Origin of the sequence: Micromonospora sp. C81 (assembly GCF_018070425.1) — a bacterium.
Classification (GTDB): Bacteria; Actinomycetota; Actinomycetes; order Mycobacteriales; family Micromonosporaceae; genus Micromonospora; species Micromonospora zamorensis.
In genome coordinates this window covers 163,908-186,472 of sequence record NZ_JAGPXS010000007.1, presented here as the reverse complement: position 1 = coordinate 186,472, position 22,565 = coordinate 163,908, and the positions used below count along the sequence as shown (strand labels likewise).

Annotated in this window: 21 protein-coding genes; 9 read left to right on the top strand and 12 right to left on the bottom strand. The window is 72.0% G+C overall.

Annotated elements, in window-relative coordinates:
• Positions 1-11: 11 nt before the first annotated feature.
• The 5 genes from KBX46_RS14555 to KBX46_RS32880 all read right to left on the bottom strand — a co-directional run bounded on the left by KBX46_RS14555 (position 12) and on the right by KBX46_RS32880 (position 3,667).
• Positions 12-1,199 (bottom strand): RNA polymerase sigma factor, encoded by a 1,188-nt coding sequence (locus KBX46_RS14555; RefSeq protein WP_210792903.1) that lies wholly within the window; start codon positions 1,197-1,199, stop codon positions 12-14.
• A gap of 20 nt (positions 1,200-1,219) precedes the next feature.
• Positions 1,220-1,573, bottom strand: a complete 354-nt coding sequence (locus KBX46_RS14550; RefSeq protein ID WP_210792902.1) for a YciI family protein — start codon at positions 1,571-1,573, stop codon at positions 1,220-1,222.
• Positions 1,574-1,612: 39 nt separating this feature from the next.
• Complete coding sequence (locus KBX46_RS14545; protein WP_210792901.1) at positions 1,613-2,026, bottom strand: DUF6069 family protein; 414 nt, start codon at positions 2,024-2,026, stop codon at positions 1,613-1,615.
• Positions 2,027-2,243: 217 nt separating this feature from the next.
• A complete protein-coding gene (locus KBX46_RS14540) occupies positions 2,244-3,071 on the bottom strand; it encodes a peptidoglycan-binding protein (RefSeq protein ID WP_210792900.1) in 828 nt (275 codons plus the stop codon).
• Between the two features lie 221 nt (positions 3,072-3,292).
• A complete protein-coding gene (locus KBX46_RS32880; protein ID WP_088947880.1) occupies positions 3,293-3,667 on the bottom strand; it encodes an L-rhamnose mutarotase in 375 nt (124 codons plus the stop codon).
• Between the two features lie 284 nt (positions 3,668-3,951).
• Here KBX46_RS32880 and KBX46_RS14530 point away from each other — a divergent pair, with 284 nt between their 5' ends.
• The 6 genes from KBX46_RS14530 (at position 3,952) to KBX46_RS14505 (ending at position 10,188) form a co-directional block, all read left to right on the top strand.
• Positions 3,952-4,632, top strand: coding sequence for a response regulator transcription factor (locus KBX46_RS14530; RefSeq protein ID WP_210792899.1), 681 nt, complete (start codon positions 3,952-3,954; stop codon positions 4,630-4,632).
• A gap of 14 nt (positions 4,633-4,646) precedes the next feature.
• The gene (locus KBX46_RS14525) at positions 4,647-6,083 is read left to right on the top strand and encodes a HAMP domain-containing sensor histidine kinase (RefSeq protein WP_210792898.1); all 1,437 of its coding nucleotides are present in this window, start codon (positions 4,647-4,649) and stop codon (positions 6,081-6,083) included.
• Complete coding sequence (locus KBX46_RS14520; protein WP_210792897.1) at positions 6,080-6,988, top strand: Gmad2 immunoglobulin-like domain-containing protein; 909 nt, start codon at positions 6,080-6,082, stop codon at positions 6,986-6,988. The genes KBX46_RS14525 and KBX46_RS14520 overlap by 4 nt, the downstream gene beginning before the upstream one ends.
• 138 nt (positions 6,989-7,126) lie before the next feature.
• Positions 7,127-7,756 (top strand): TetR/AcrR family transcriptional regulator, encoded by a 630-nt coding sequence (locus KBX46_RS14515; protein ID WP_157743969.1) that lies wholly within the window; start codon positions 7,127-7,129, stop codon positions 7,754-7,756.
• A 37-nt stretch (positions 7,757-7,793) separates the two neighbouring features.
• The gene (locus KBX46_RS14510) at positions 7,794-9,287 is read left to right on the top strand and encodes an MFS transporter (protein ID WP_210792896.1); all 1,494 of its coding nucleotides are present in this window, start codon (positions 7,794-7,796) and stop codon (positions 9,285-9,287) included.
• A gap of 109 nt (positions 9,288-9,396) precedes the next feature.
• Complete coding sequence (locus KBX46_RS14505; RefSeq protein ID WP_210792895.1) at positions 9,397-10,188, top strand: maleylpyruvate isomerase family mycothiol-dependent enzyme; 792 nt, start codon at positions 9,397-9,399, stop codon at positions 10,186-10,188.
• 42 nt (positions 10,189-10,230) lie between these two features.
• Here the strand turns inward: KBX46_RS14505 and KBX46_RS14500 are convergent, their stop codons facing one another.
• Positions 10,231-11,430 (bottom strand): RtcB family protein, encoded by a 1,200-nt coding sequence (locus tag KBX46_RS14500; protein WP_210792894.1) that lies wholly within the window; start codon positions 11,428-11,430, stop codon positions 10,231-10,233.
• Positions 11,431-11,777: 347 nt separating this feature from the next.
• Positions 11,778-13,775 (bottom strand): translation factor GTPase family protein, encoded by a 1,998-nt coding sequence (locus KBX46_RS14495; RefSeq protein WP_210792893.1) that lies wholly within the window; start codon positions 13,773-13,775, stop codon positions 11,778-11,780.
• Positions 13,776-13,956: 181 nt separating this feature from the next.
• Between KBX46_RS14495 and KBX46_RS14490 the strand changes: the two genes are divergently transcribed.
• Entirely contained in the window at positions 13,957-14,964 is a 1,008-nt protein-coding gene (locus tag KBX46_RS14490) for a YafY family protein (RefSeq protein WP_210792892.1), read from the top strand.
• On the opposite strand, the gene KBX46_RS14485 is transcribed toward KBX46_RS14490, so the two are convergent.
• Positions 14,959-16,269, bottom strand: coding sequence for an RICIN domain-containing protein (locus tag KBX46_RS14485; protein WP_308159519.1), 1,311 nt, complete (start codon positions 16,267-16,269; stop codon positions 14,959-14,961). The two genes, KBX46_RS14490 and KBX46_RS14485, sit on opposite strands and share 6 nt — an antisense overlap.
• A gap of 158 nt (positions 16,270-16,427) precedes the next feature.
• Between KBX46_RS14485 and KBX46_RS14480 the strand changes: the two genes are divergently transcribed.
• On the top strand, positions 16,428-17,615 hold the full coding sequence (locus KBX46_RS14480) for a spore photoproduct lyase family protein (RefSeq protein ID WP_210792891.1): 1,188 nt from the start codon (positions 16,428-16,430) through the stop codon (positions 17,613-17,615).
• Between the two features lie 16 nt (positions 17,616-17,631).
• Here the strand turns inward: KBX46_RS14480 and KBX46_RS14475 are convergent, their stop codons facing one another.
• Together KBX46_RS14475 and KBX46_RS14470 are read right to left on the bottom strand one after the other, a co-directional pair.
• Positions 17,632-18,138: a DinB family protein gene (locus KBX46_RS14475; protein WP_210792890.1), complete on the bottom strand. Its 507-nt coding sequence runs from the start codon at positions 18,136-18,138 to the stop codon at positions 17,632-17,634.
• Between the two features lie 52 nt (positions 18,139-18,190).
• The gene (locus KBX46_RS14470) at positions 18,191-19,045 is read right to left on the bottom strand and encodes a M15 family metallopeptidase (protein WP_308159517.1); all 855 of its coding nucleotides are present in this window, start codon (positions 19,043-19,045) and stop codon (positions 18,191-18,193) included.
• 223 nt (positions 19,046-19,268) lie between these two features.
• Here KBX46_RS14470 and KBX46_RS14465 point away from each other — a divergent pair, with 223 nt between their 5' ends.
• Positions 19,269-20,306, top strand: coding sequence for a LacI family DNA-binding transcriptional regulator (locus tag KBX46_RS14465; RefSeq protein ID WP_088951695.1), 1,038 nt, complete (start codon positions 19,269-19,271; stop codon positions 20,304-20,306).
• Positions 20,307-20,437: 131 nt separating this feature from the next.
• On the opposite strand, the gene KBX46_RS14460 is transcribed toward KBX46_RS14465, so the two are convergent.
• Together KBX46_RS14460 and KBX46_RS14455 are read right to left on the bottom strand one after the other, a co-directional pair.
• Positions 20,438-21,286 carry a peptidylprolyl isomerase gene (locus KBX46_RS14460; RefSeq protein ID WP_308159516.1) on the bottom strand — a complete coding sequence of 283 codons (849 nt, stop codon included), beginning with the start codon at positions 21,284-21,286 and terminating at the stop codon, positions 20,438-20,440.
• Positions 21,287-21,356: 70 nt separating this feature from the next.
• Positions 21,357-22,565: a D-alanyl-D-alanine carboxypeptidase family protein gene (locus tag KBX46_RS14455; RefSeq protein ID WP_210792889.1), complete on the bottom strand. Its 1,209-nt coding sequence runs from the start codon at positions 22,563-22,565 to the stop codon at positions 21,357-21,359.

Genomic DNA, 22,565 nt, shown 5'->3' with positions numbered 1-22,565 from the left:
ATGTTGTCCGTTCACTGGTGACTCAGTGCGGTACGACGGGTCCGCAGGTAGGCCCGCTCGGTCTCGTTGGTGGCCAGTGCCACGGCCTGGTCGTAGGCGGCTCGTGCCTCGTCGTCGCGTCCCAGCCGGGCGAGCAACTCGGCCCGGGTGGCAGGCAGCCGGTGGTAGCCCGGAAGGTCGACACCCTCCAACTCGGCGAGGGCCACCGCCGGCCCGTGCACCTCGGCGACGGCGACGGCACGGTTGAGCGCGACGACCGGCGTTGGCGTGATCACGAGGAGCTGGTCGTACAGTGCCAGAACCTGTGGCCAGTCGGTGGCGGCGCCGTCGGTGTGCACCGCGCTGATCGCGGCCTGGATCTGGTACGGGCCGGGCCGGTTGCGCCGCAGGCAGCGGCGGACCAGGTCGTGGCCCTCGGCGATGAGGGCCCGGTTCCACAGTGACCGGTCCTGGTCGGCCAGCAGCACGAGCTCGCCGGTCGCGTCGAGCCGGGCCGGGCGGCGGGCCTCGGTCAGCAGCAACAGGGCGAGCAGGCCCAGGACTTCGGGCTCGTCGGGCATCAACGCGGCGAGTTCGCGGGTGAGCCGGATCGCCTCGGTGCACAGGTCCGTTCTGATCAACGGCCCGGCGGTGGACGCGTACCCCTCGTTGAACATCAGGTAGAGCACGGTGAGCACCGGCGGCAGCCGGTCCGGCAGCTCATGTTCGGCGGGCACCCGGTACGGGATGTTGGCGTCCCGGATCTTCTTCTTGGCGCGCACGATCCGCTGGGCGACGGTGGCCTCCTGGACCAGGTAGGCCCGGGCGATCTCCGATACGTCGAGGCCACCGAGCAGGCGCAGCGTGAGGGCGGTCCGCGCGTCGGGAGCGAGCGCCGGGTGGCAGCAGGTGAAGATGAGTCGCAGCTGGTCATCCTTCACCGGTCCCACCTCTCGCGGCTCGTCCTGGTGGTGCAGCAGCAGTGCCTGGGCGTGCCGGGCCTCGCGGGTCGACTCCCGGCGGAGCCGGTCGACGGCCCGGTTGCGGGCGGTGGTCACGATCCAGGCACCCGGGTTGGGCGGCGGGGTCTGCCACTTCTGCAACGCCGTGGTGAAGGCGTCCTGGACCGCCTCCTCGGCGAGGTTGATGTCACCGAGGACGCGGGCCAGGGTCGCGACGCAGCGGCCATACTCCGCGCGGTAGATGCTCGCCAGGTCCATGTCGGGTGACCGACCCCTGTTCAGGCCTGGGACAGGTCGTCGAAGGGGCGCACCTCGACCGGGCCGCAGGCCGCCGCGCATTTCTCGGCCCAGGCGAGCGCCTGGTCCAGGTCCTCGCACCTGATGACCCAGAACCCGGCGATGTGCTCCTTCGTCTCGGCGAACGGCCCATCGCTCATGGTGGTGGCGCCGTTCTCGACCCGGACGACGGTGGCGCTGTCCGGCGAGAGGAGCCCTCCGCCGAAGACCCAGGCGCCCGCGGCCAGCATCTCGTCGTTGATCCGGCCGGTTTCCGCGAACACGGTCTGCATCTCCTCGTCGGACGGGGCCGGCGCGCCCTCGACGCTGTGCACGGACAGCAGGTACTGCTTCATGACGTTCCTCCGGTAGGTCGACGGGTGAGTGGCGGCAGGTCAGACGGCCAGGCGGCGCGCGACGGCGGGGATCACGATCGCGGCCGCGACCAGGTGGGTGAGCATCAGCAGCGCCTTGGTGCCCACCCCGGCGTCCGCGATCACGTCCGGCACCAGCGACAGGACGGTCAGCACCACCGTCGTGCGGACGAACGTGCGCCGCGGACGCCGGGCGAAACGGGACAGCAACGCGGCGAGGAGCACCCCGACCAGCGAGAATACGGCGGTCAGCACGCCGAACCCGGTCACCGGGATCGGCGCGTCGGCCACGTCGAGGCTGATGCCCGCCGCGTGGCCGACGGCGGCGACGGCCATGGTGGCGGCGCTCGCGGCGACCGTGGCGATGAGACCGGTACGAATCAGCGCGCCGAAGGTCGACGCGGTGGTGGTAGTGGTGGTCGCTGTGCTGGTCATCGTGCCCTCCAGTGGGTGCGTGGCCCGCTGTTGTGCCGGGCTCTCACCAGGGCTACGAAGAGGATCAACCCCAATCGACAGGACCGCCAGAATCTTTTCGAAGACTCGGTCGACTCGACTGTGGTGAAGTCGGGGCGTCCGGACATCGCGGATGCCCCGACTGTCACGAACGCGAGTGGATCATGCGCCGGCCACGGTCATGGGAGGACCGTGAGCCTCAGAGCGTGCGCTGGTATTCCTCCCAGGTCCGCTTGGGGCTCACTGCCGGCCCGTCATCGGCGCCCCGGTTGGCCAGCCCGTTACGACCGAGGTAATAGTCGCCGGCCTGGTTCTGCGCACCTGTCGACTGATCGGTGTCGGACAGCGCGATGGCGTGGATGTGATAGCCCCAGTCCCCCTGGGCCGGGGTCCGCAGCCACGCGGCGAAGCCCACAGTCCGCAGTCGACGCAGCACATCCGTTCGCACGGCTGAGGAGAGCCCGCTGACCGAGAGATCGAGCGCACCGCCGCCGTCGTGCGTGCCGGCGGATGCGCCCACACCGCTGCTGTACGAGCCCTGCGTGATGCCGAGTTGACGGCCGAGCAGGCGTTCGGCCTCGAACAGCATCGACCTGGTGCGCGTGTTGACCTGCACACCGCGCAGGGTCACCACGCTGCCTGGTGAGATCGCCCTGACCACTGTGTAACGCCCCTCGCCGAGCGACCGCAGCGACGACGGGCCGGGCAGGCCGGTCGCGTCGAGACCGGTGTAGCCGAGAGACCTCTGGTACGCCGCGTACGCCGCGATCGTGCTGGTGCCGAAATGCCCGTCGACGTACGTCGACGACAGCAGACCTCTCGCCTGGAGGGCGCGCTCCACCAGCAGGACGCTGTCCTTGGCCCCGTCGGTGAGAGCGGTGTCCGGCCGACGCGGGTCGATCTGCGCCGCCTTGATCACCGCTTCCATGTCCAGCTGCGGCAACGCGGCGGTGGCCGAGTTGGCCAGCGGTACGGCGCCGACCACCGCCGCACCGGCAGCGACGAGCAGGCTTCTTCTGGTGAGCACGCTTCCTCCGTAGGATATTGACCGATCTACACCAACGAATGAAGCTAGTCTTCAATGCGGGAGCGGAGTTGTCACCCCACCGGGGCGTACGAAAGTCCACGGCACTGCCTCCCGCCGGTCGACAGGAACGGGCGGGGCCCTCGGCCCCGCCCGTCCACTGGGGTCTCATCCGACCGGCGTTCGTCGCGGGTCGGTAGGCCGCCGTCGTGCCTCCGTGTCAGCTAGCTGCCGGAGCCCTGCCCGGCCGGGTCGGGTGCCTGCTCGACGGCCTCGTCGGCCAGGTGCCAGACCTCCCGCATCGGCGCCCACCAGTCCCCCGAGCCGGGCTCGGCGAGCGACTCCTGACACGGGTCGGTCAGCTTCCACCACTCCTGTGTCTGCGGGTCCGCAGCGATGAGCCGCAGGTCGGCGTCGTAGTCGTCGCCGACGTACTCGTAGTAGCCGAAGAGCAGGTCGTCGTGGAGGAAGATGGTGTAGTTGCGGAAGTTCGCCTCGCGCAGCGTCTGCTCGACGCTCGGCCAGACGGTGGCGTGCAGCCGAAGATAGGTTTCCCGCTGCTCCGGTCGGAGTCGGATCACGCAGCCGTGACGTTGCACGTCGTGCCCCTTCGTGTGAGCTGGTCGGATCGAGGCGGCCCGCGGGCCACCGGCAACGGCACGCGCCGTCCGCCGCCGATGGGCGTGGCGGTCGGTACGCGCTGACCGCCGGATCAGGCGGTGTGCTGATCCGAGCGATCGATGATCTCAGTAGCCCACGTCGAGATCAACGCTCGGCCCGGTGCGAGGTGGGGTTGTCGGTGCCGCTCAACGGTCCGGCCGGTCCGTGGAACCCGACCGTTTCGCCAGGCTGCGCACCGTGGCGGCGGGTCTACTCTCGGGTGATGGAGGGCCGCGTGCTGGTGGTCGAGGACGACGCCTCCATCCGGGAGGTCACCGCCCTCGGACTGCGCCGCGCCGGCTTCCGGGTCGACACCGCCGTCGACGGGCGGCAGGCCCTCGCGGCGTGGCGGGCTCACCCGGTCGACCTGATCGTGCTCGACGTCATGCTGCCCGGTCTGGACGGCCTGGACGTCTGCCGGGAGATCAGGCGTACCAGTCAGGTGCCGATCCTGATGCTGACCGCGCGCACCGACACCATCGACGTGGTGGTCGGGTTGGAGTGCGGCGCCGACGACTATCTGCGCAAGCCCTTCGACCTGCCCGAGTTGGTGGCCCGGGTCCGCTCGGTGCTGCGCAGAATGAGCGCTACCGCCCCGTCCACCATCATCGAGGTCGGCAGCCTGGAGATCGACCCGGGCAGCTTCGTGGTCCGTCGGCACGGCCGGGAGGTGGCGCTGACCGCCACCGAGTTCCGCCTGTTGCTGGAGCTGGCCCGCCGACCCGGCCAGGTCTTCACCCGCGAGTTGCTGCTGGACCTGGTCTGGCACCACGACTTCCTCGGCGACTCCCGGCTGGTCGACGTGGCGGTGCAACGGCTGCGCTCCAAGATCGAGGAGGACCCGGCGCAGCCACGGTTGGTCCGTACCGTGCGTGGCGCCGGCTACAAGCTGTCAGTGAGCTGACGGGAGGGTCGGCGATGGCCGGACGCGCGGTGATCCCGGGCCGCCTGCGGCGTCGGCTGACCATCGCGTTCGTCCTGGTCGCGGGTGTCTCGGCCGGCCTGCTCGCCGGTGGGACCGGGCTGCTGCTGCGGCAGTCCTGGTGGGACGCGTCGCTGCAGGAGGCAGCCGCCGACGCCCGCTATCAACTCGTGCTCGCCGGACAGTTCCTCCCGCTGACCGAGCAACGCAGCACCGACCTGCTCACCAGCTTCGAGGCCAGCGGCCGGCACGTGGTGCTCGTCGACGGCCCGAGCCGCCCCTCGCACCCGGCGTACGCCCCGACGCTGGGCACCGGGTTGCGGGCCACAGTCGCGGGTGGACAGCTCGGTTACCAGCGCTCCGCACCGGCGCAACGTCCTCGGCTGCTGGTGGTCGGCGGGCGCATTCCCGGCTCGACCGCCGAGTTGTACGTCCTCACCGTGGAGGATGACGTCGCCACCGACCTGGGTCAGCTGCGCTCCGCACTGGTGGCGGGCTGGGTGCTCGTGGTGCTGCTCGCCGCCGGGGTGGGTCACGCGCTGGCCCGACGCACGTTGGAGCCGGTGGGCCGGGCCAGCCGGGCCGCCCGGGCGCTCACCGAGGGCCTGCTCGACACCCGCCTGCCGGTGCGCGGGCGCGACGAGTTCAGCGTCTGGGCGGCGACGTTCAACGAGATGGCCGAGGCACTGGAGTCGAAGATCGCGGCACTGTCGGCCGCGCAGGCCCGTGAGCGGCGGTTCACCGCCGATGTGGCGCACGAGCTGCGTACCCCGGTGACCGCCCTGGTGGCCGCGGCGTCGCTGCTGGGTGAGCACCTCGACCAGTTGCCCGGCGATGCGCGACCGGCCGCGCGGTTGCTGGTCGGCGACGTGGTCCGGCTGCGCCGGCTGGTCGAGGACCTGATGGAGATCTCCCGGTTGGATTCCGGCCGGGAGCAGCCGGCCGTCGGGTCCGTCGACGCGTCGGCGCTGCTGCACGGGATCGTCGCGACACGCGGTTGGTCGGAGCGGGTTCTGGTCAGCGGCGACGCGATCACGCTGCGCACCGACCCGCGCCGGCTGGAGCGCGTGCTGGCCAACCTGGTCGCCAACGCGGTCGAACACGGCGGCGGGGAGATCCGGGCCACCGTGACCGGGGCGGGCCCGGTGGTCGTCTTCGAGGTCACCGACCAGGGGCCGGGCATCCCGGTGGAGCACCTGCCCCACGTCTTCGACCGGTTCCACAAGGTCGACCCGTCCCGGTCCGCGCCCGGCAGCGGGCTCGGGCTGGCCATCGCCCGGGAACACGCCACAGTGCTCGGCGGTGTGCTGAGCGTCCGCAGCGAATCCGGCGCCGGCACCTGCTTCCGGCTGGAGCTGCCGGCGCACGGTCTCCCCGCGCCGGCGAGCGACGACGGCGAGCGGGCCGCCACGGCGGCGGGTGACAGCGCATGAGCCGGCACTGTGTGATCGCGTCGGTGCTCGTCGCCGGCCTGCTGGTGAGCGGGTGCGGCACCCCGCGCTCCGGGGCCCTCGGCCCGGCACCCGCGGCGGCGCCGTCCAGCACGACGCCGTCCAGCGCGGCACCGCCGAGCACGGCCCCGCCGAGCGCCGCATCGACCGACCGTCCGGATCCGATCCCCTCGGCGGGGCCTCCACGATCACCCACGACGCCCTCGCCCGGGCCGGCCGGCACGCGCGACACCGTGACCATCGAGCTGTGGCTCGTCCGCGCCGGGCAGCTCGTGCCGACCAGGCGGGCCCGGCCGGCCACCCTGTCGACGTCCCGGCTGGCGGTGACCGAGCTGGCCGCCGGACCCACGCCGGCCGAGGCCGCCGCCGGGTTGACCACCCTCGTCCCGGCCGGCATCGAGGTCACCCGAATCACCGACGGTACGGCGACGCTGCGGGTCCCGTCCGTCGGCGACCCGGCGGAGCGGCGACTACGCGAGGCGCAGGTGGTGTGGACGCTCACCCAGTTCCCCACCGTGCGTCAGGTCAGCCTGGGCGGCGCGGGCCCGGTCGGTCGGCCGGACTACGCGGACCTGCTGCCGCCGATAGTGGTGACCAGCCCGGTCGCCGGTGAGCGGGTGGCCGCCCCGCTCGTCGTCACGGGCACCGCCACGGTGTTCGAGGCCACGGTGAGCGTGCGGGTGCTGGACGCCGCCGGCCGGGAGGTGGCCACCGGCTTCGGCACCGCCAGTTGCGGCAGCGGCTGCCGGGGCGGCTACCGCGTGGTGGTCGGCTGGCGGGCGGCTCGGGAGCAGCAGGGCACTGTCGAGGTGTACGAGGTGTCCGCCCTCGACGGTTCACGGATCAACACGACGGCGGTGCCGGTGATCCTCGCACCCGGTGTCTGACCAGCACGTTCACCCACCGGACTCCGCTCGGAAACGTAATCGTTTCGTTGACGTCCTGCGACGCAACTCACGAAAGCCTGCATGTTTCCAGCCTGGAGAACTAGTGTCAGTACGACATCGTTTCATGGGGGTGCGGGGATGCTGGGTGGTCAGCAGGTGGGAGCGGGTGCCGGAGTGCCGGCGGCCCGGGGCCCACGCTGCACCGACGGCGACCTGTTCGCCGTCGTCACCGACCTGCTGCGTGAGGTCGGCTACGACCGGATGACGATCGACGCCGTCGCCGCTCGCGCCCACGTCAGCAAGGCCACCATCTACCGGCGTTGGGACGGCAAGGCCGAGCTGGTCGTCGCCGCCCTGGGCGGCCGGCAGGTGGGGGTGCACAACCCGCCCGACACCGGTTCCCTGCGCGGTGACCTGATCGAGTTGCTGCGCGCCACGGCGGCGATCTGCGTGGCCGACTGTGACCTCATGCAGGCGTTGACGTTCGCCATGCGGACCAACCCCGAGCTGGAACGCCTGGTACGCCGCCAGGTGCTCCCGGCCGGGCGGGTGGCGAGCACCGCCATCCTGGTCCGTGCCGCCGCCCGGGGGGAGATCCCGCCGGAGGCCGGCGAGCGCGAGTTGTTCCACGATCTGGCGCCCGCGCTCACCATGTCCCGCATCGTCGCGCACGGCCTACCCGCCGATGACGCGTTCCTCACCCAGGTCGTCGACCAGGTGCTGATCCCGGTTCTCCGCTACCAGCACGACCGCCCGTCTCAGGCCTGATCTCTTTCTCGACATTCGCAACACGGAAGGCTTCACCATGCCCGGAACCACCTCGACCGCCCCCGGCGCGCCCGGCGCCGGGACGTCGACAGGAGCGCCGCACCCGCGGCGCTGGATCGCGCTGGCGGTCATCGCGGTCTCGCAGCTGATGGTCGTGCTCGACGCCACGATCGTGAACATCGCGCTGCCGCAGGCCCAGGCCGACCTGGGCATCACCGACGCGAACCGACAGTGGGTGGTCACCGCCTACACGCTGGCGTTCGGCGGGTTGCTGCTGCTCGGCGGCCGGATCGCCGACTACTGGGGGCGCAAGCGCACCTTCCTGGTCGGCATGACGGGCTTCGCGCTCGCCTCCGCACTGGGCGGCCTCGCCACCACCGGCGGCATGCTCTTCGCCGCCCGTGCGCTTCAGGGCGCCTTCGGCGCGTTGCTCGCCCCGGCGGCGCTGGCGCTGCTCACCGTCCTGTTCACCGAGGCCACCGAGCGGGCCAAGGCCTTCGCGGTGTACGGCGCGATCGCCGGCGGTGGCTCGGCGGTCGGTCTGCTGCTCGGTGGGGTGCTCACCGAGTACGCCGACTGGCGCTGGTGCCTGCTGGTCAACATCCCGGTGGCGGCCATCGCCATCGCCCTGGCCCTCCCGCTGGTGCCGGAGAGCCGGGCGCACGGCAACACCCGCTACGACGTGCCCGGCGCGATCGTGGTGACCGCCGGCCTGGTCTCCCTGGTCTACGGCTTCACCAAGGCCGCCGAGGACGGCTGGGACGCCACCCAGACGCTCGGCTTCATCGCCGCCGGTGTGGCGCTGCTCGCCATCTTCGTGGTGATCGAGCTGCGCTCCAACCACCCGCTGCTGCCGCTGCGGATCATCCTGGACCGCAACCGGGGCGGGGCGTACCTCGCCTCGACGCTGATCGGTGCCGGCCTGTTCGGGGCGTTCCTGTTCCTGACCTTCTACTTCCAGGTGGTGTTGCAGTACAAGCCCCTCGAGGCCGGGCTCGCGTCGCTTCCGGTCACCGTCGGCGTGCTGATCGCCGCTGGTGGCGCCAGCCAGCTGATGCCACGGGTGGGTGCCAAGCCGCTGATGGTCGGCGGCGCCGTGCTCGCCGCCGTGGCCATGCTGGCGCTGACCCAGATCGACGTGGACACCTCGTTCCTCACCCTCCTGCTGCCCGCCCAGGTCATCCTCGGCATGGGCCTGGGCTTCACGTTCGTGCCGCTGTCCAGCCTCGCCCTGGTGGGGGTGCCGGAGCACGACGCCGGCGCGGCCAGCGCGACGCTGAACGCCACCCAGCAGATCGGCGGCTCGCTCGGCACTGCCCTGCTGAACACCATGTACACCAGCGCGGTCGCCGCGTACCTGGTCGGTCGGGTGCCGAACCCGGTCAACCAGATCGAGGCTCTGGTGCACGGCTACCGCGTGGCGTTCGCCTGGGGTGCGGCCCTGATCGTGCTCGCCGGGCTGGCCACTCTGATCCTGGTGAAGGTGCGCAAGGAGGACATCCCGACCGGCAACACCGTGCACATGGGCTGAGCCGACCGACGCGGCTGCCGGCCGGACCGCCCCGACGTGGGGCGAGCCCGGCCAGCGGCCGCTTCCGGTAACGTCCCGACCATCGTCGAAAGTCCGTTTGAGGAGATCCATGTCGACCCCTGCTGACCAGATCATCACGGCTCTGCGCGCGGGCCACGAGGAGCTCGCCGCGCTCGTACGGGACCTGAAGGAAGACGACCTGCTCCGCCCCTCGGGAGCCAGCGAGTGGCAGGTGTCCCAGGTGCTGAGCCACCTGGGCAGCGGCGCCGAGATCAACCTGGCGACGCTGGACGCCGCCCGCACCGGCGCGCCCGGCCCGGACGGGGACTTCAACCGCGGCGTCTGGGCACGGTGGGACGCGATGTCCCCGACCGAGCACGCCGCTGGGTTCCTCGCCACCAACGAGCGGCTGGTCGAGGCGTACGAGGCGCTGGACGGCGAGACCCGGGCCTCCATGCGGATCGACCTCGGCTTCCTGCCGGAGCCGGTCGACGTGGCCACCGCGGCCCGGTTCCGCCTCAGCGAGTTCGCCCTGCACCAGTGGGACGTCGAGGTGGGGTTCAACTCGTTCGCGGCGGTGACGCCGGCGGCGGTGGGGCTGCTGCTCGACCAGATCGGCGGCATGCTGGCCTGGACCAGCCGCCCGCAGGAGCTGGGCGGTCGGGAGGCCACCCTGCTGGTCCGGCTGCAGGCGCCCGAGCGGACCTTCGGGCTGCGGCTGGGCGAGAAGGTTGACGTCGTCGACGCGCCGGAGCAGCCCGACGGGGAGCTGACCGCCCCCGCCGAGGCGTGGCTGCGGCTGGCCACCGGACGGCTCGGTCCCCAGCACACCCCGGAGGGGGTCCGGGTGACCGGGCCGGTGACCCTGGACGACCTGCGTCGGGTCTTCGTCGGCTTCTGAGCCGGTGCCGTGCGGGCCGGTCACCCCGGCCCGCACGGCCTCTCAACCCTTCACGCAGACCACCTGCTTGAGGTGCGCCACCACCTCGACCAGGTCCTCCTGCTGGGCCATCACCTCGGTGATGTCCTTGTACGCGCCGGGGATCTCGTCGACCACCCCGGCGTCCTTGCGGCACTCCACCCCGGCGGTCTGCGCGGCCAGGTCCTCCGTGCTGAACGTCCGCTTCGCCTGTGCCCGCGACATCCGCCGCCCAGCCCCGTGCGACGCCGAGCAGTACGCGTCCGGATTGCCCCGACCCCGCACGATGTACGACCCGGTGCCCATCGACCCGGGGATGATGCCCAGGTCCCCCCGGCCGGCCCGGATCGCGCCCTTGCGGGTGACCAGCACGTCCACCCCGTCGTAGCTCTCCTCCGAGACGTAGTTGTGGTGGCACGAGATGGGCTCGTCGTAGGAGACCTGCGGGAACTGCTCGCGCACCACGCCGCAGAGCAGGGCCAGCATGACGGCCCGGTTGCGGCGCGCGTACTCCTGCGCCCACCACAGGTCCCGCCGGTATGCGTCCATCTCCGGCGTGCCGGCGAGGAACACCGCCAGGTCCCGGTCCGGCAGGTCGGCGTTGTGCGGCAGGCCCCGGGCCACCCCGATGTGCCGCTCGGCCAGCTCCTTGCCGATGTTGCGGGACCCGGAGTGCAGCATCAGCCAGACCCGTCCCTCGTCGGCGCCGCCCTGCTCCAGGCAGACCTCGATGAAGTGGTTGCCCCCGCCGAGGGTGCCGATCTGCCGACGCGCCCGCGTCTCCAGCTGCGCCACCCGCCGGTCCAGGCCGGCGAACCGGCCCCAGAAGTCGTCCCAGCCCGACTGCTCCAGACCACGGATCCGACGGGTGTCGACCATCTCCTGCCGCTGGGCGAAGCCGACCGGGATGGTGGCCTCGATGGCCGAACGCAGCGCGGCCAGGTCGTCCGGGAGATCAGCGGCGGTCAGCGAGGTGCGGACCGCCGACATCCCGCAGCCGATGTCGACGCCGACCGCGGCCGGTGAGACGGCCTGTCGCATCGCGATCACCGAACCGACAGTGGCACCCTTGCCGAAGTGCACGTCGGGCATGACGGCGACGCCCTGCACCCAGGGCAGCGCTCCGATGTTGCGCAGCTGCCGGGCGGCCTGCGGCTCGATGGCGTACGGGTCGGTCCAGACCCGGACCGGCGCCCGGGTGCCGGCGAGAGGGGTGAATCCCATAGTGGTCTCCTTCTGTCGTGCGGTGACCGTTAATGATCATGCGCTGACTGGCCGGTTTCCGGCGGCGGTACGCGGATACGAAAGGGCCGCCCGATCCCGGTGGGATGGGCGGCCGACGGACGCGTCAGCGTCGACGTCAGTCGCGCCACCCCAGCTCGATGCGCCGCAATGGGCGGCAGGCACAGGTTTTGGCGGTGATGAGCACAGCGGCGCCGACGGGGAGCAGGTGCGAGGCGGCATCGGTGCGGGTGCGTCGCGGCACGGCGTACTCCCCTCGGGGTGTGATCGGTTGAGCTTGCACGGACGAGACTAGGAGGGCCACGGCGCGTCCGCAATGGATATCGCCGTTACCGGCCGCCGACCCGGCGCGCGACCGCCAGCAGATACTCCTTGCGATCCAGCGGATTGTTGTCCCAGCGGGTCCGGACGGGGGCGGGACCACGCACCGGCCGGTAGCAGTCGAACTCGGTCTCCAGCACGCCCTCCCCCCGGGTCAGCGCAGGCAGGCGACGCTCCAGCGCGTGCACCAGACCGGCCGGGATCTCACCCTGCACCAGGTAGGACGCGCCCTGCCCGGTGGTGTCGGTCGGCACCGCGTCCAGCCGGGTGAGCGCGGGCAGCAGCGTGCCGAGGATGTCACCCGGCACCTCCAGCCGGAAGCGGTGTACCGGCTCGTGGACCCGGGTGCCGGCGCGGGCGAGTGCGGCCATCAGCACCAACGGGGTGAGATTGCGGAAGTCCCCCGCTGTGCTGGACATGCTCTTGTCGAAGGTGCCGTGGGAATGGCTCTGCCGCGCCCAGTAACCGGCGTGGGTCATCGTCACCTCGCAGTCGGGGACCTCCCACCCGTGAAGGCCCTGGCGCAGGGTTCGACGCACGGTCTCCTCCACAGCGGTGAAGAAGGCCGGTGGCATCGAACCCAGCTCGACGCCGAGCCGAAAAGTCACGCCGGCACCGGTCGGCGCCGGCGCGACCCGCAGCCCGACGGTGGCCAGGAACGGATTGGGCGCCACCGCGATGACCTCGACCGCCTCACCAACGCCGCACACCCTCTCCACGTGCACCGTGCTGGTCTCCCGGAACGTCACCCCCACGCCGAAGTCGTCGGCAAGGGTGGCCTGGATGACCTCCTTCTGCACCTCGCCGTAGAGCGACACGGTGATCTCGTGCCGCCGGTCGTCCTGCCGCAGGTTGATCAGCGGGTCCTGCTCAGCGAGCTGGACCAGCGCGGCGTGCAGCGCGACACGGTCTCCGGGGCGCGTCGGCACCACCACGGTCTCCAGGGTGGGCGGCGCGAAGTGGCGGTCCGCGCCGCCACGTTCGGGTGGTACGCCCACCGGGTCGCCAATCCGAGCGTGCTTGAGGCCCCACAACCGGGCGATGTGGCCGGCTCCGACCGCCGACGCCTCCACGTCGGCCCCATGGGCGACGACTCGTACGGCAGTGACCAGTTCAGCGTCGACAGCCCCGACGCGGACCCGGTCGCGAATCCGGATGGTGCCGGCGAAGAGCCGGACCAGGGCGATCTTCTCTCCGGCTGGGCCCCGTTCGATGGCGAACACGGTGCCGGAGACCGGGGCGTCGACGTCGCCCTGGACGGTGGGCAACAGTTCGGTGATCCCGGCGATCAGCGCGTCCACCCCGGCACCGGTGATCGCCGAGCCGGCGTACACGGGCTGCACCAGCGCACGGCCGGTCCGCGTCGCCAACGCGGCGCGCAGCCGCGGGTACGGCAGCGAGGACGTGTCCGCCACCCAGTCGGCGAGCAGCACGTCATCCTGCCCGGTGAGCAGGTCGAGCAGCCGGTCGGTGAAGGCGAGGTCGGTGGGGCCGTACGGCGTGCAGTAGGCGCCGCGGGTCCCCGGCACCGCCACCGAGCCCATCGCCACGACGGCCGGCGTGAGCTTCTCCGCGACCGCCCGGAAAACCCGCTCGGGGTCCGCGCCGGCCCGGTCGACCTTGTTGATGAAGATCAGCGTCGGGATGCGCAGCCTGCGCAGGGTCCGCATCAGCACCCGGGTCTGCGGCTGCACCCCCTCCACCGCGGAGATCACCAGCACCGCGCCGTCGAGCACACCAAGCACCCGCTCGACCTCGGCGATGAAGTCCGGGTGACCGGGCGTGTCGATCAGGTTGACTGTCACGTCGTCCAGGACGAAGGAGACGACAGCCGAGCGGATGGTGATGCCGCGTTGCCGTTCCAGTGCCAGGGTGTCGGTCTGGGTGCTGCCTGCGTCGACCCGGCCGAGCTGGTCGGTCACACCGACGTCGTGCAACAGCCGCTCGGTCAGGCTGGTCTTACCGGCATCGACGTGAGCCAGGATGCCGAGGTTCAGGGTTTTCACGCAGCGTCAGGTCCTTCAGGTAGGCGACAGATCGCTTCTGGTCGGACATCGACGCAGCGCGCATTGGTGCTCCCTGGAGGTTGGTGGCGGTTTCGGGTAGTTCAGCAGGCCGTCGTCGGGTCGGGCAACCGAATAACCGGCGCTCCCATGAGCGTCCGCGACCGCTGGCAGACTTGCCGCCATGGTGGAGACCTCCGTGCGGCTGCTGCGGCTGCTGACCCTCCTCCAGGTCCGCCGGGAGTGGTCCGGCGCGGAGTTGGCCGAACGACTGGCGGTCACCACCCGCACGGTACGCACTGACGTGGAGCGGCTGCGGGTGCTGGGTTACCGGATCGAGTCGCACCCCGGGGTCGGCGGCGGCTACCAGCTCGGCGCAGGGTCGGCATTGCCGCCGCTGCTGCTCGACGACGACGAGGCGGTGGCGGTGGCCGTGGGGCTGCGGGCCGCGGCGGGCGGGTCGGTGACGGGTATCGAGGAGACGTCGCTGCGGGCGCTGGCGAAGCTGGAACAGTCGCTGCCGTCGCGGCTGCGGCACCGGGTCGACGCCCTGCGCACGGCGACGGTCTCCGCCGCGGGCGGCGGCCCGACCGTGGACGCCGACACCCTCACCGCTGTCTCCACGGCGGTGCATCACCGGGAGCGGCTGCGGTTCGACTACGCCGGACACGACGGCACGGTCAGCGTGCGCGACGTCGAGCCGTACCGGCTGGTCTACACCGGGCGGCGGTGGTACCTGCTGGGCTGGGACACCGACCGGGCCGACTGGCGCACCTTCCGCGCCGACCGGATCCGACCCCGGGTGCCGAGCGGCCCACGCTTCACACCCCGGGAGCCGCCAGGTGGCGACGCGGTCGCGCACGTGCTGCGCGGCGTCGGCTCCACCGCCTGGCCACACCCGGCACGGGTACGCCTGCACGCGTCGGCCGAGCAGATGGCGCAACGGATCCCGACCACGGCTGGCCTGCTGGAGGCGATCGACGGGCAGACCTGCCTGCTGCACACCGGCGGCGAGTCGCTGGGCAACCTGGCCGCCTTCCTCGGCACCCTCGCTGTCGACTTCGACGTGGTCGACCCGCCGGAGCTGCGCGCCGTCATCCGCGACGTCGCCGCCCGGTTCGGTCGGGCCGCCGGTCCCGCGCCGGGGCGAATCGCGGTTCACCCCGGCGCGGACGCGGCAGTGGAGCTATGACTGCGGCACCAGCCGGAAGGACTGCGCCGCGGTGCCGTTGCAGGTGTACTGGACGAGCTGGACGCTGTCCGCCGTGGACGCCGCCGGCACGTCGAGGCACTTGCCACTGAGTCGGTTGACCAGGCGGTAGTAGCCGCCGCCCTCGGATTCGGCCCGCCACTGCTGGTTGTTGCCGCCGCTGTAGGACCAGAGCTGGATCGGCGCGGAGTCTGCGGTCGACACGTTGGTCACGTCGAGCACCTGCGCGCTGTTGTTGCGGTTGTTGACCCGCAGGTAGCCGCCGCTGGTCGGCGCGAACTGGTACTGCTGGGCGGCGCTGCCGTTGCAGGCGTACTGCTGGATGGCGGTGCCGTTCGCGCTGGCGGCGGCCCGGGCGTCGACGCACTTGCCGCTGCCCCGGTTGACCACCGTGTGCCAGGCGGTGGGCGAGATCGGGCCGCCGGTCGGCGGGGGCGTCGTCGGGGGGACGGTGCCGGTGCCGGCGAGCCAGTGCAGCCCGTCGATCAGCAGCTGGTTCTGCTGGGCGCTGTCGAAGGTGGACGACAGCCCGGTGTTGGTGTTGTAGTTCATCGCGTTGTGCCCGAAGTTGGCGTAGAGCATCTTGTACTGCCGGTTGCTCCAGACCAGCGGGTAGTAGCCGCCGTACCAGGACTGGTTGGGGTCGGTGCCGACCGGGAAGCTGGACGGGTCGACCGAGGCGAGGATGTCGATGTTGGGGTTCTGCCGCAGGTCGTTGCTCCAGGAATACCACTCGCTGATCGACGACGGGAAGGTCGCCGGGAGGTTCCGGGTGGCGGCGTGGGTGCGGTTGTCGGCGCGCATCGTGACCCGGGTGGGTCCCCAGGTGTTCGTCTGGAACGCGCCGGTGCCGAGGAAGGTGTTGTAGTACCAGCTCCAGCTCGACGGGTTGTCGGTCCACGCGCTGACGTGGAAGCCCAGCCACGCGCCGCCGTTCTGCATGTACTGCTGGAACGCGGCACGCTGCGCGGTGGGCGGCGCGTCGTCCAGGAACATGACGACCTTGTACTGGGCCAGGTTCGCGGTGTTCAGCAGGCCCCAGTTGTTGGTGGCCTCCCAGGAGAAGCCGTACTGGGCGGCGGCCTGCGGGAACCAGGCCCGGGCGTCCTTGACGAAGTCGATGTGCGCGGCGTCCCAGGTGCCGTTGTAGAAGGCCAGGACCTTGAACGTCGGCGCGGCCTGCGCGGCACGCGAGGCGTTGACCGCGAGGCCGGCGCTCAGCGCGACCAGCAGTGCGACGAACAGCGACACGATCCGTCTGGTACGGGAGGAGAGTTCTGCGATCACCTGATCGTCCCTTCGGTGGGGACGCGCGCCGCCGCGTCGACCTGCTTCTGTTCACAAGCCTTACAGATAGACGAAAGATTATGTCGCCTCTCCGGTGTCGTCAATCGCGACCCGACCGATCCGGGTGGGATTCCTGCGGCAACGGGTACCCCAGCCGGATGACCAGCCCGGACGCGGTCGACGTCGACCAACCGCTCGCCGTGGACCTGCCCGCCGCTCCGCACGACGCCAGCGGTGAGCGGGTGCCGATTCACGACCTGGCCGGCCTCGCCCCAGCGGCCCGGCCGGCGCGCCGCTGGACCCCGAGCCGGGTGGTGGCCACCCCGGACGCCCTCGACCACCCGCACGGCCAACGGATCGTCGAGCGGGTGCAGGCGCAGGGCATCGAGGTGGAACGCCTGCGGGCCAACCGGCTCACCGGGGTACGCGGGCAGACCGACCGGGAGACGTACGCCCGGGCGAAGGCGACCATGGCGATCGTGGTGAGCCCACCGTCGCGGCGCGACCTGCAACCCATCGCGCCCAGCGCCGACTGGCGGGTCGACCTCGCCGAGGGCTGCCCGGCGCACTGCCAGTACTGCTACCTCGCCGGATCACTGTCCGGCCCGCCGGTCACCCGGGTGTACGCGGACCTCGACGACATCCTGGACGGGCTCGCCGCGTACGCCGGCCGGGGGACGGTGACCAGTCGCAACGCGCGACGCGCCGACGAGGGCACCACCTTCGAGGCGTCCTGCTACACCGACCCGCTCGCCCTGGAGCACCTGACCGGGAGCTGGCGGCGGGCGGTGCAGCACTTCGCCGACTGGGACGCGCCCGTGCAACTGCGCTGGACCACCAAGTACGCCGACGTGGGCACCTTCGTCGGGCTGCCGCACTCCGGCCGGACCAGGGTCCGGTTCAGCGTCAACTGCGCCCCGGTGAGCGTTCGGTTCGAGGGCGGCACCGCCCGGGTGCCGGACCGCCTGGCGGCGCTGCGCCGGCTCGCGCTCGACGGCTACCCGGTCGGGCTGACCATCGCGCCGATCATCGCGCTGCCCGACTGGCGGGAACGCTACGGAGAGTTGCTCGACCAGGTCCGCGCGGCGGTCGACGGGGTCCCCGAGCTGGACCTGACCGCCGAGCTGATCACCCACCGGTTCACCCCGGGCAGCAAGGAGGTGCTGCTCGGCTGGTACCCCCGGACCCGGCTGGAGATGGACGAGGAGTCCCGCACCCGCAAACACGGCAAGTTCGGCGCGATCAAGTACGTCTACCCCCGGGACACGATGGCCGAGCTGCGCGAGTGGTTCACCGCCGAGCTGGCCGCCCGCGTACCGGCCTGCCGCATCCTCTACTGGACCTGACCAGCCCTCTGGCGGGCTAGACGCCGACGGTGCCGTCGACGCCCTCGCGGAGGAGGTCGGCGTGACCGTTGTGGCGGGCGTACTCGTGGATCAGGTGCAGCATCACCAGCCGCAGCGACACGGTCTCGCCGGAACGGACGTTGTGGCCGGTCACGTCGAGCGACGCGGCCGCCCGCTCGATCCGTTGGGCGTGCTCGACCTCGCGCTCCCAGGCGTTGAATGCTTCGGCGCGGGTGGCGGAGCTGGCGTCGTACGCCTGCTGGAAGTCGCCGGTTTCCGACCAGACCAGCGGGACGTCCTCGCGGTCGATGATCCGCCGGAACCAGGCGCGTTCCACCTCGGCCATGTGCCGCACCAGACCCAGCAGAGAGAGCGTGGAGGGCGGCATCGACTGCCGGCGCAACTCCTCGTCGGAGAGGCCGTCGCACTTGAGTGCCAGCGTCGCGCGGTGGAAGTCGAGGAAGGCGCGCAGCGTCTCCCGCTCGTCGCCGGTGAGCGGGGGGCCGATCCGTTCGGTGGTCATTCCAGTGATCATGCACTCTGGGCACCGGGGGCGATGGAGCCGGGTCCTCCCGTCAGCCGACCGACGAGCGGGCGACCGGCGCGGTGAAGAAGGTGTCCGGGTACGGCTCGTCGCGCAGGCTGTAGTGCCACCACTCGCGGTCGTAGTTGACGAACCCGGCGTCGGTCATCAGCCGCTGCAACAACCGGCGGTTGTCGCGCGCCGTCCCGGTGATCCGGGGGTCGGCGGTGTGCGCGCGGGAGTCGAAACAGTCGAAGCCCGTACCCATGTCGATGCTGTTGTCAGCGAAGCGCTGCCCCCGGGGCGCGGTGCAGGCGACCAGGGGTTGCCCGACCCGGTACGGGGGTTGGCTGGCGGCCGGTTCGTCGACCAGGGTCAGGTCCACGGTGCTGCCTCGACTGTGCGCGGTGGGTGCCCCGATGTACCCCTCGGCGAAGAGCCGGTTCTTGGCCACGTCCGGGTAGAACTCGGCCTTGGTCTGCTGCTCGTCGGGGCGCTTCGACCAGGCGACGAAGTCGTCCACGGCCGGCTGCGGGCGATAGCAGTCGTACACCTTGAGGCTGTGCCCACCGGCCAGCGCGGCGTCCTGCACGCGGCGCAACGCCTCGGCCGCCTCCCGGGTGAGCAGGCACAGCGGCTCGGGGTAACCGGCGATCGGGCGGCCGACGAAGTTGTGCGGTGTCGCGTAGCGGATGTCGGCGTGGATGCGCGGGTCGAGGTCGGTCAGGACCACGAACCCCGGCAGCCGCTCGCCGGTGGTCGGCGTCGGCGGGCTCACCGATGCCGGGGTCGGCGAGGGGCTCACCGAGGTCGGCTGCGACGCGACCGGCGCGGGGCGGGGCTCCGGCCGCGAACAGCCCCCGAGCAGCGCGGCGAGCGCGAGCACGACCCCGATGCGGTTAGCCACCGACCCTGTCTATCAGCCACGCTCGGGCCGCCGTGGCAACAGGACATGATCCACTGGCTTTTCCGGAAGATTTCCGCAACTTCGGTGATCATCAGCACTCACCTGGAATGTCGTGAACCCCCTCCCGTGAGGCAAGATGACGCGTGGAACGGGCACGCCGTTTCGGGACACACGGTGGACGACGTCTTGTGGTCGTTCCTCCGGCTCGGTGAAGGAGACGCGGGTGGGCGCGGACGACGGACGCAGGGTGACCATCACCGCGATCGCACGGGAGGCCGGGGTGTCGGTGCCGACCGTGTCACGGGTGCTCAACGGTCGCTCCGATGTGGCCCCCGGCACCCGGGAGCGGGTCGAGGAGTTGCTGCGCCACCACGGCTACCGGCGGCGCACCAGCCGCAGCGTGCGCCGCGCCGGCCTCGTCGACCTGGTCTTCAACGACCTGGACAGCCCCTGGGCTGTGGAAATCATCCGGGGTGTGGAGGATGTCGGGCACGGCGCGGGCCTCGGCACCGTGGTCTCCGCGATCCACCGGCAGCCCACCGCGGCCCGGCAGTGGCTGCAGAATCTGCGCACCCGGGCCACCGACGGCGTCATCTTCGTGACCTCCCACCTGAGCCCGCCGCTGCACGCGCAACTACGTCGCCTCAACGTGCCGGTGGTGGTCGTCGACCCGGCCGGCGTGCCGGCCATGGACGTGCCGACCATCGGGGCGACCAACTGGGCCGGTGGTCTCGCCGCGACCGAACACCTGCTGTCGATCGGGCACCGCCGCATCGGCTTCGTGGCCGGGCCGACGCATCTGCTGTGCAGCCGCGCCCGGCTCGACGGTTACCGGGCCGGGTTGGAGGCCGCCGGTGTGCCGGTGGACGACAAGCTGATCTACCCGGGCGATTTCTACCACGCCTCCGGGTTCTCCGGCGGCACCGCGCTGCTCGACCTCGCCGACCCGCCGACCGGCATCTTCGCCTCCAGCGACCAGATGGCCTTCGGCGTCTACGAGGCCATCCGGCGTCGGGGGCTGCGAGTCCCGGACGACGTGAGCGTCGTCGGCTTCGACGATCTGCCGGAGGCCCGCTGGGCGTCCCCACCGCTGACCACCGTGCGCCAACCGTTGGTCGAGATGGGACGGTTGGCGGCACGAACCGTGCTGCGCCTGTCCCAGGGCGAGGGCATCGACTCGCCCCGGGTGGAGCTGGCCACCGAACTGGTCGTCCGCGACAGCACCGCCGCCCCGCCGACCGGGTCGCCCGACCCGTCGTGACGGTCGGAACTGCGTCGGAATCCGGTTGGACCACTTCCGATCCACTTCCGGGAATTCCGGCGCTGCGCGGCTGACGCCAGTCGACCGTACGGCGCGGTGAGCGACCGAGGGTCACCCACCGCGCCGCGCCGTCAGTGGTGGTGGTGCGTGCGGACGGCCTTGCGGATGGTCACCGGCAGCGCGGGCGCGCCGTCGACGGGTGCCGGGTCCTCGGCGGTCGGCGCCACTCCCCCGGCCGCGATCCGGTCCAGCGTGGCCAGGCCGGCCGCGTCGACCTCGCCGAAGATCGTGTAGTTGGGGCGCAGCGCCGAGTTGGCGTAGACCAGGAAGAACTGGCTGCCGTTGGTGTCCGGCCCGGCGTTGGCCATGGCCAGCACGCCCCGGGCGTACACCCGACGTTCCCCGGTCGGGTCGGTGGGCGCCGGCGGCAGGTCGGTCGGCAGCTCGTCGCGGTACCGGTAGCCCGGGCCCCCCTCGCCGGTGCCCGACGGGTCACCGCACTGCAGCACGCTCAACGTCGGGTACGCGGTGAGCCGGTGGCACGGGGTGCGGTCGTAGAAGCGCTTGCCCACCAGGTGCAGGAAACTCTGCACGGTGCACGGCGCGGCTGCCCGGTCGAGGGTCAGCCCGATCGGCCCGTGGTTGGTCGCCAGTGTCACCCGGACGGTGCCCCGCGCCGGCGTGCGTCGCGGGTCGGGCGGCAGCGGCACCGGCCGGGCCGCGGGCTCGTCCGGCGTCTCGGTGTACGCGCAGGGGCCGTGGGTGGTGCGCGGCGGTCGGGTGGCGGTGTCGGCAGCGGTGGGCGGCGCGGCGGACGCGGCGACCGCATCGCCCGACGGGCCCGGCGCGGCGACCGCGGCGGCGGACGCGCCGACGACCAGCGCCCCGGCGAGCACTGTCACCCCCGCGAGGCGGGTCAGGGCGCGCACCGGTCGGCGGGGTGCCGCCACGCCGGGGCGCGGTGGGAGTTCACTCGACACAGGGTTCCTCCTGGACTCGTGGTGCCAGAACGACCGGAGTCTATGGAGGGCAGCGCCGGATGTCGATCCGTCAGGGCAGCCGACGGCGGCGGCGCCACAGCAGCCCGCCCAGCAGCATCACCACACCCGCGGCGCTCACCGCGGTCACCGACCAGAGCCAACCCGAGCCGGTACGCGTCGGCCCGCTGGCTGCCGCCGGTCGAGGCGCACCCGGTGCCGCCAGCGCGGACGGCGCAGCCGACGGCGTCGCGGTCAACTCACCCGGCTCCACCAGCCGGCCGACGGAGGCGTCCCGGGGCAGCGTGAAACCCCAGTCCAGCAGGGCGGCGCCCTGCTCCCAACCGCGCATGGGCGTGGACTCCGCGCCCAGCAATGTCACCACCAGGCGTCGCCCGCCGCGTTCCGCCGCGCCCACGTAGGTGTGGCGCGCGAGGTCGGTGAAGCCGGTCTTGCCGCCGAGCGCTCCCGGGTACCGGTAGATGAGCTGGTTCTCGTTCTGGATCTCGAAACCCTTGGTGCGCTGCGCCGGCTGGACGGGAATCCGCGTGTGCTCGGTCAGCGCGTACCGGCGGAAGGTCGGATCGGCGAAGCAGGCCCGGGCGATCAACGCCAGGTCGTACGCGCTGGTGAACTGCCCCCGGCCATCCAGCCCGGACGGGGTTACCGCGTGCGTCTGGAGCGCGCCGAGATGGTGTGCGTGCTCGTTCATGGCGCGTACGCCGGCGGCGCTGTCGGTCCCGCTGCCGAGTCGGGCCAGCGCGTTGGCGGCCTCGTTGCCGGAGTTGAGCAGCAACCCGAGCCAGATGGTCTCGATGGTGTACCGGCCGCCCGCTACGAGACCCACGGCCGAGGAGCCGGGCTCGATGTTCATGTCATCCTCGGTGACGGTGACCGTCTGCTTCGGGTCGAGCCGGGGCAGCATCGTGGCCGCGAGCAGGAGCTTCTGCACGCTGGCCGGGGTGCCGTACTCGTGGGGGCCGCACCCGCCGAGGATCTGGCCGCTGTCCAGGTCGGCGATCAGCCACGAGGTGGCGCTGACCCCCGGTGGCGCGCTGACGCCGGCCGGCGCGACCAGGCCGGTCGTGTCCAGCGCCGCGCCGCCGACCACCCGCTGCTCGGGCACGCCGGGCGGGGGCGAGGGTCGGGGCGGGCGGGACACCCCCGGCGCCGGCGCGCGGGGGCACCGCACGACCGGCGCGGCGGACGCTCCGGCGGAGGCGACCGGCGCGGGAGCGAGCAGAACGGCGGACGCGGTGGCCGCCAGCAGCGCAGTCCTCAT

Coding starts and splice junctions, on each gene's coding strand:
- KBX46_RS14555 (WP_210792903.1), bottom strand. CDS start 1,199: ATGGACCTGGCGAGCATCTACCGCGCGGAGTATGGCCGCTGCGTCGCG.
- KBX46_RS14550 (WP_210792902.1), bottom strand. CDS start 1,573: ATGAAGCAGTACCTGCTGTCCGTGCACAGCGTCGAGGGCGCGCCGGCC.
- KBX46_RS14545 (WP_210792901.1), bottom strand. CDS start 2,026: ATGACCAGCACAGCGACCACCACTACCACCACCGCGTCGACCTTCGGC.
- KBX46_RS14530 (WP_210792899.1), top strand. CDS start 3,952: ATGGAGGGCCGCGTGCTGGTGGTCGAGGACGACGCCTCCATCCGGGAG.
- KBX46_RS14525 (WP_210792898.1), top strand. CDS start 4,647: ATGGCCGGACGCGCGGTGATCCCGGGCCGCCTGCGGCGTCGGCTGACC.
- KBX46_RS14520 (WP_210792897.1), top strand. CDS start 6,080: ATGAGCCGGCACTGTGTGATCGCGTCGGTGCTCGTCGCCGGCCTGCTG.
- KBX46_RS14515 (WP_157743969.1), top strand. CDS start 7,127: ATGCTGGGTGGTCAGCAGGTGGGAGCGGGTGCCGGAGTGCCGGCGGCC.
- KBX46_RS14510 (WP_210792896.1), top strand. CDS start 7,794: ATGCCCGGAACCACCTCGACCGCCCCCGGCGCGCCCGGCGCCGGGACG.
- KBX46_RS14505 (WP_210792895.1), top strand. CDS start 9,397: ATGTCGACCCCTGCTGACCAGATCATCACGGCTCTGCGCGCGGGCCAC.
- KBX46_RS14500 (WP_210792894.1), bottom strand. CDS start 11,430: ATGGGATTCACCCCTCTCGCCGGCACCCGGGCGCCGGTCCGGGTCTGG.
- KBX46_RS14490 (WP_210792892.1), top strand. CDS start 13,957: ATGGTGGAGACCTCCGTGCGGCTGCTGCGGCTGCTGACCCTCCTCCAG.
- KBX46_RS14480 (WP_210792891.1), top strand. CDS start 16,428: ATGACCAGCCCGGACGCGGTCGACGTCGACCAACCGCTCGCCGTGGAC.
- KBX46_RS14475 (WP_210792890.1), bottom strand. CDS start 18,138: ATGACCACCGAACGGATCGGCCCCCCGCTCACCGGCGACGAGCGGGAG.
- KBX46_RS14455 (WP_210792889.1), bottom strand. CDS start 22,565: ATGAGGACTGCGCTGCTGGCGGCCACCGCGTCCGCCGTTCTGCTCGCT.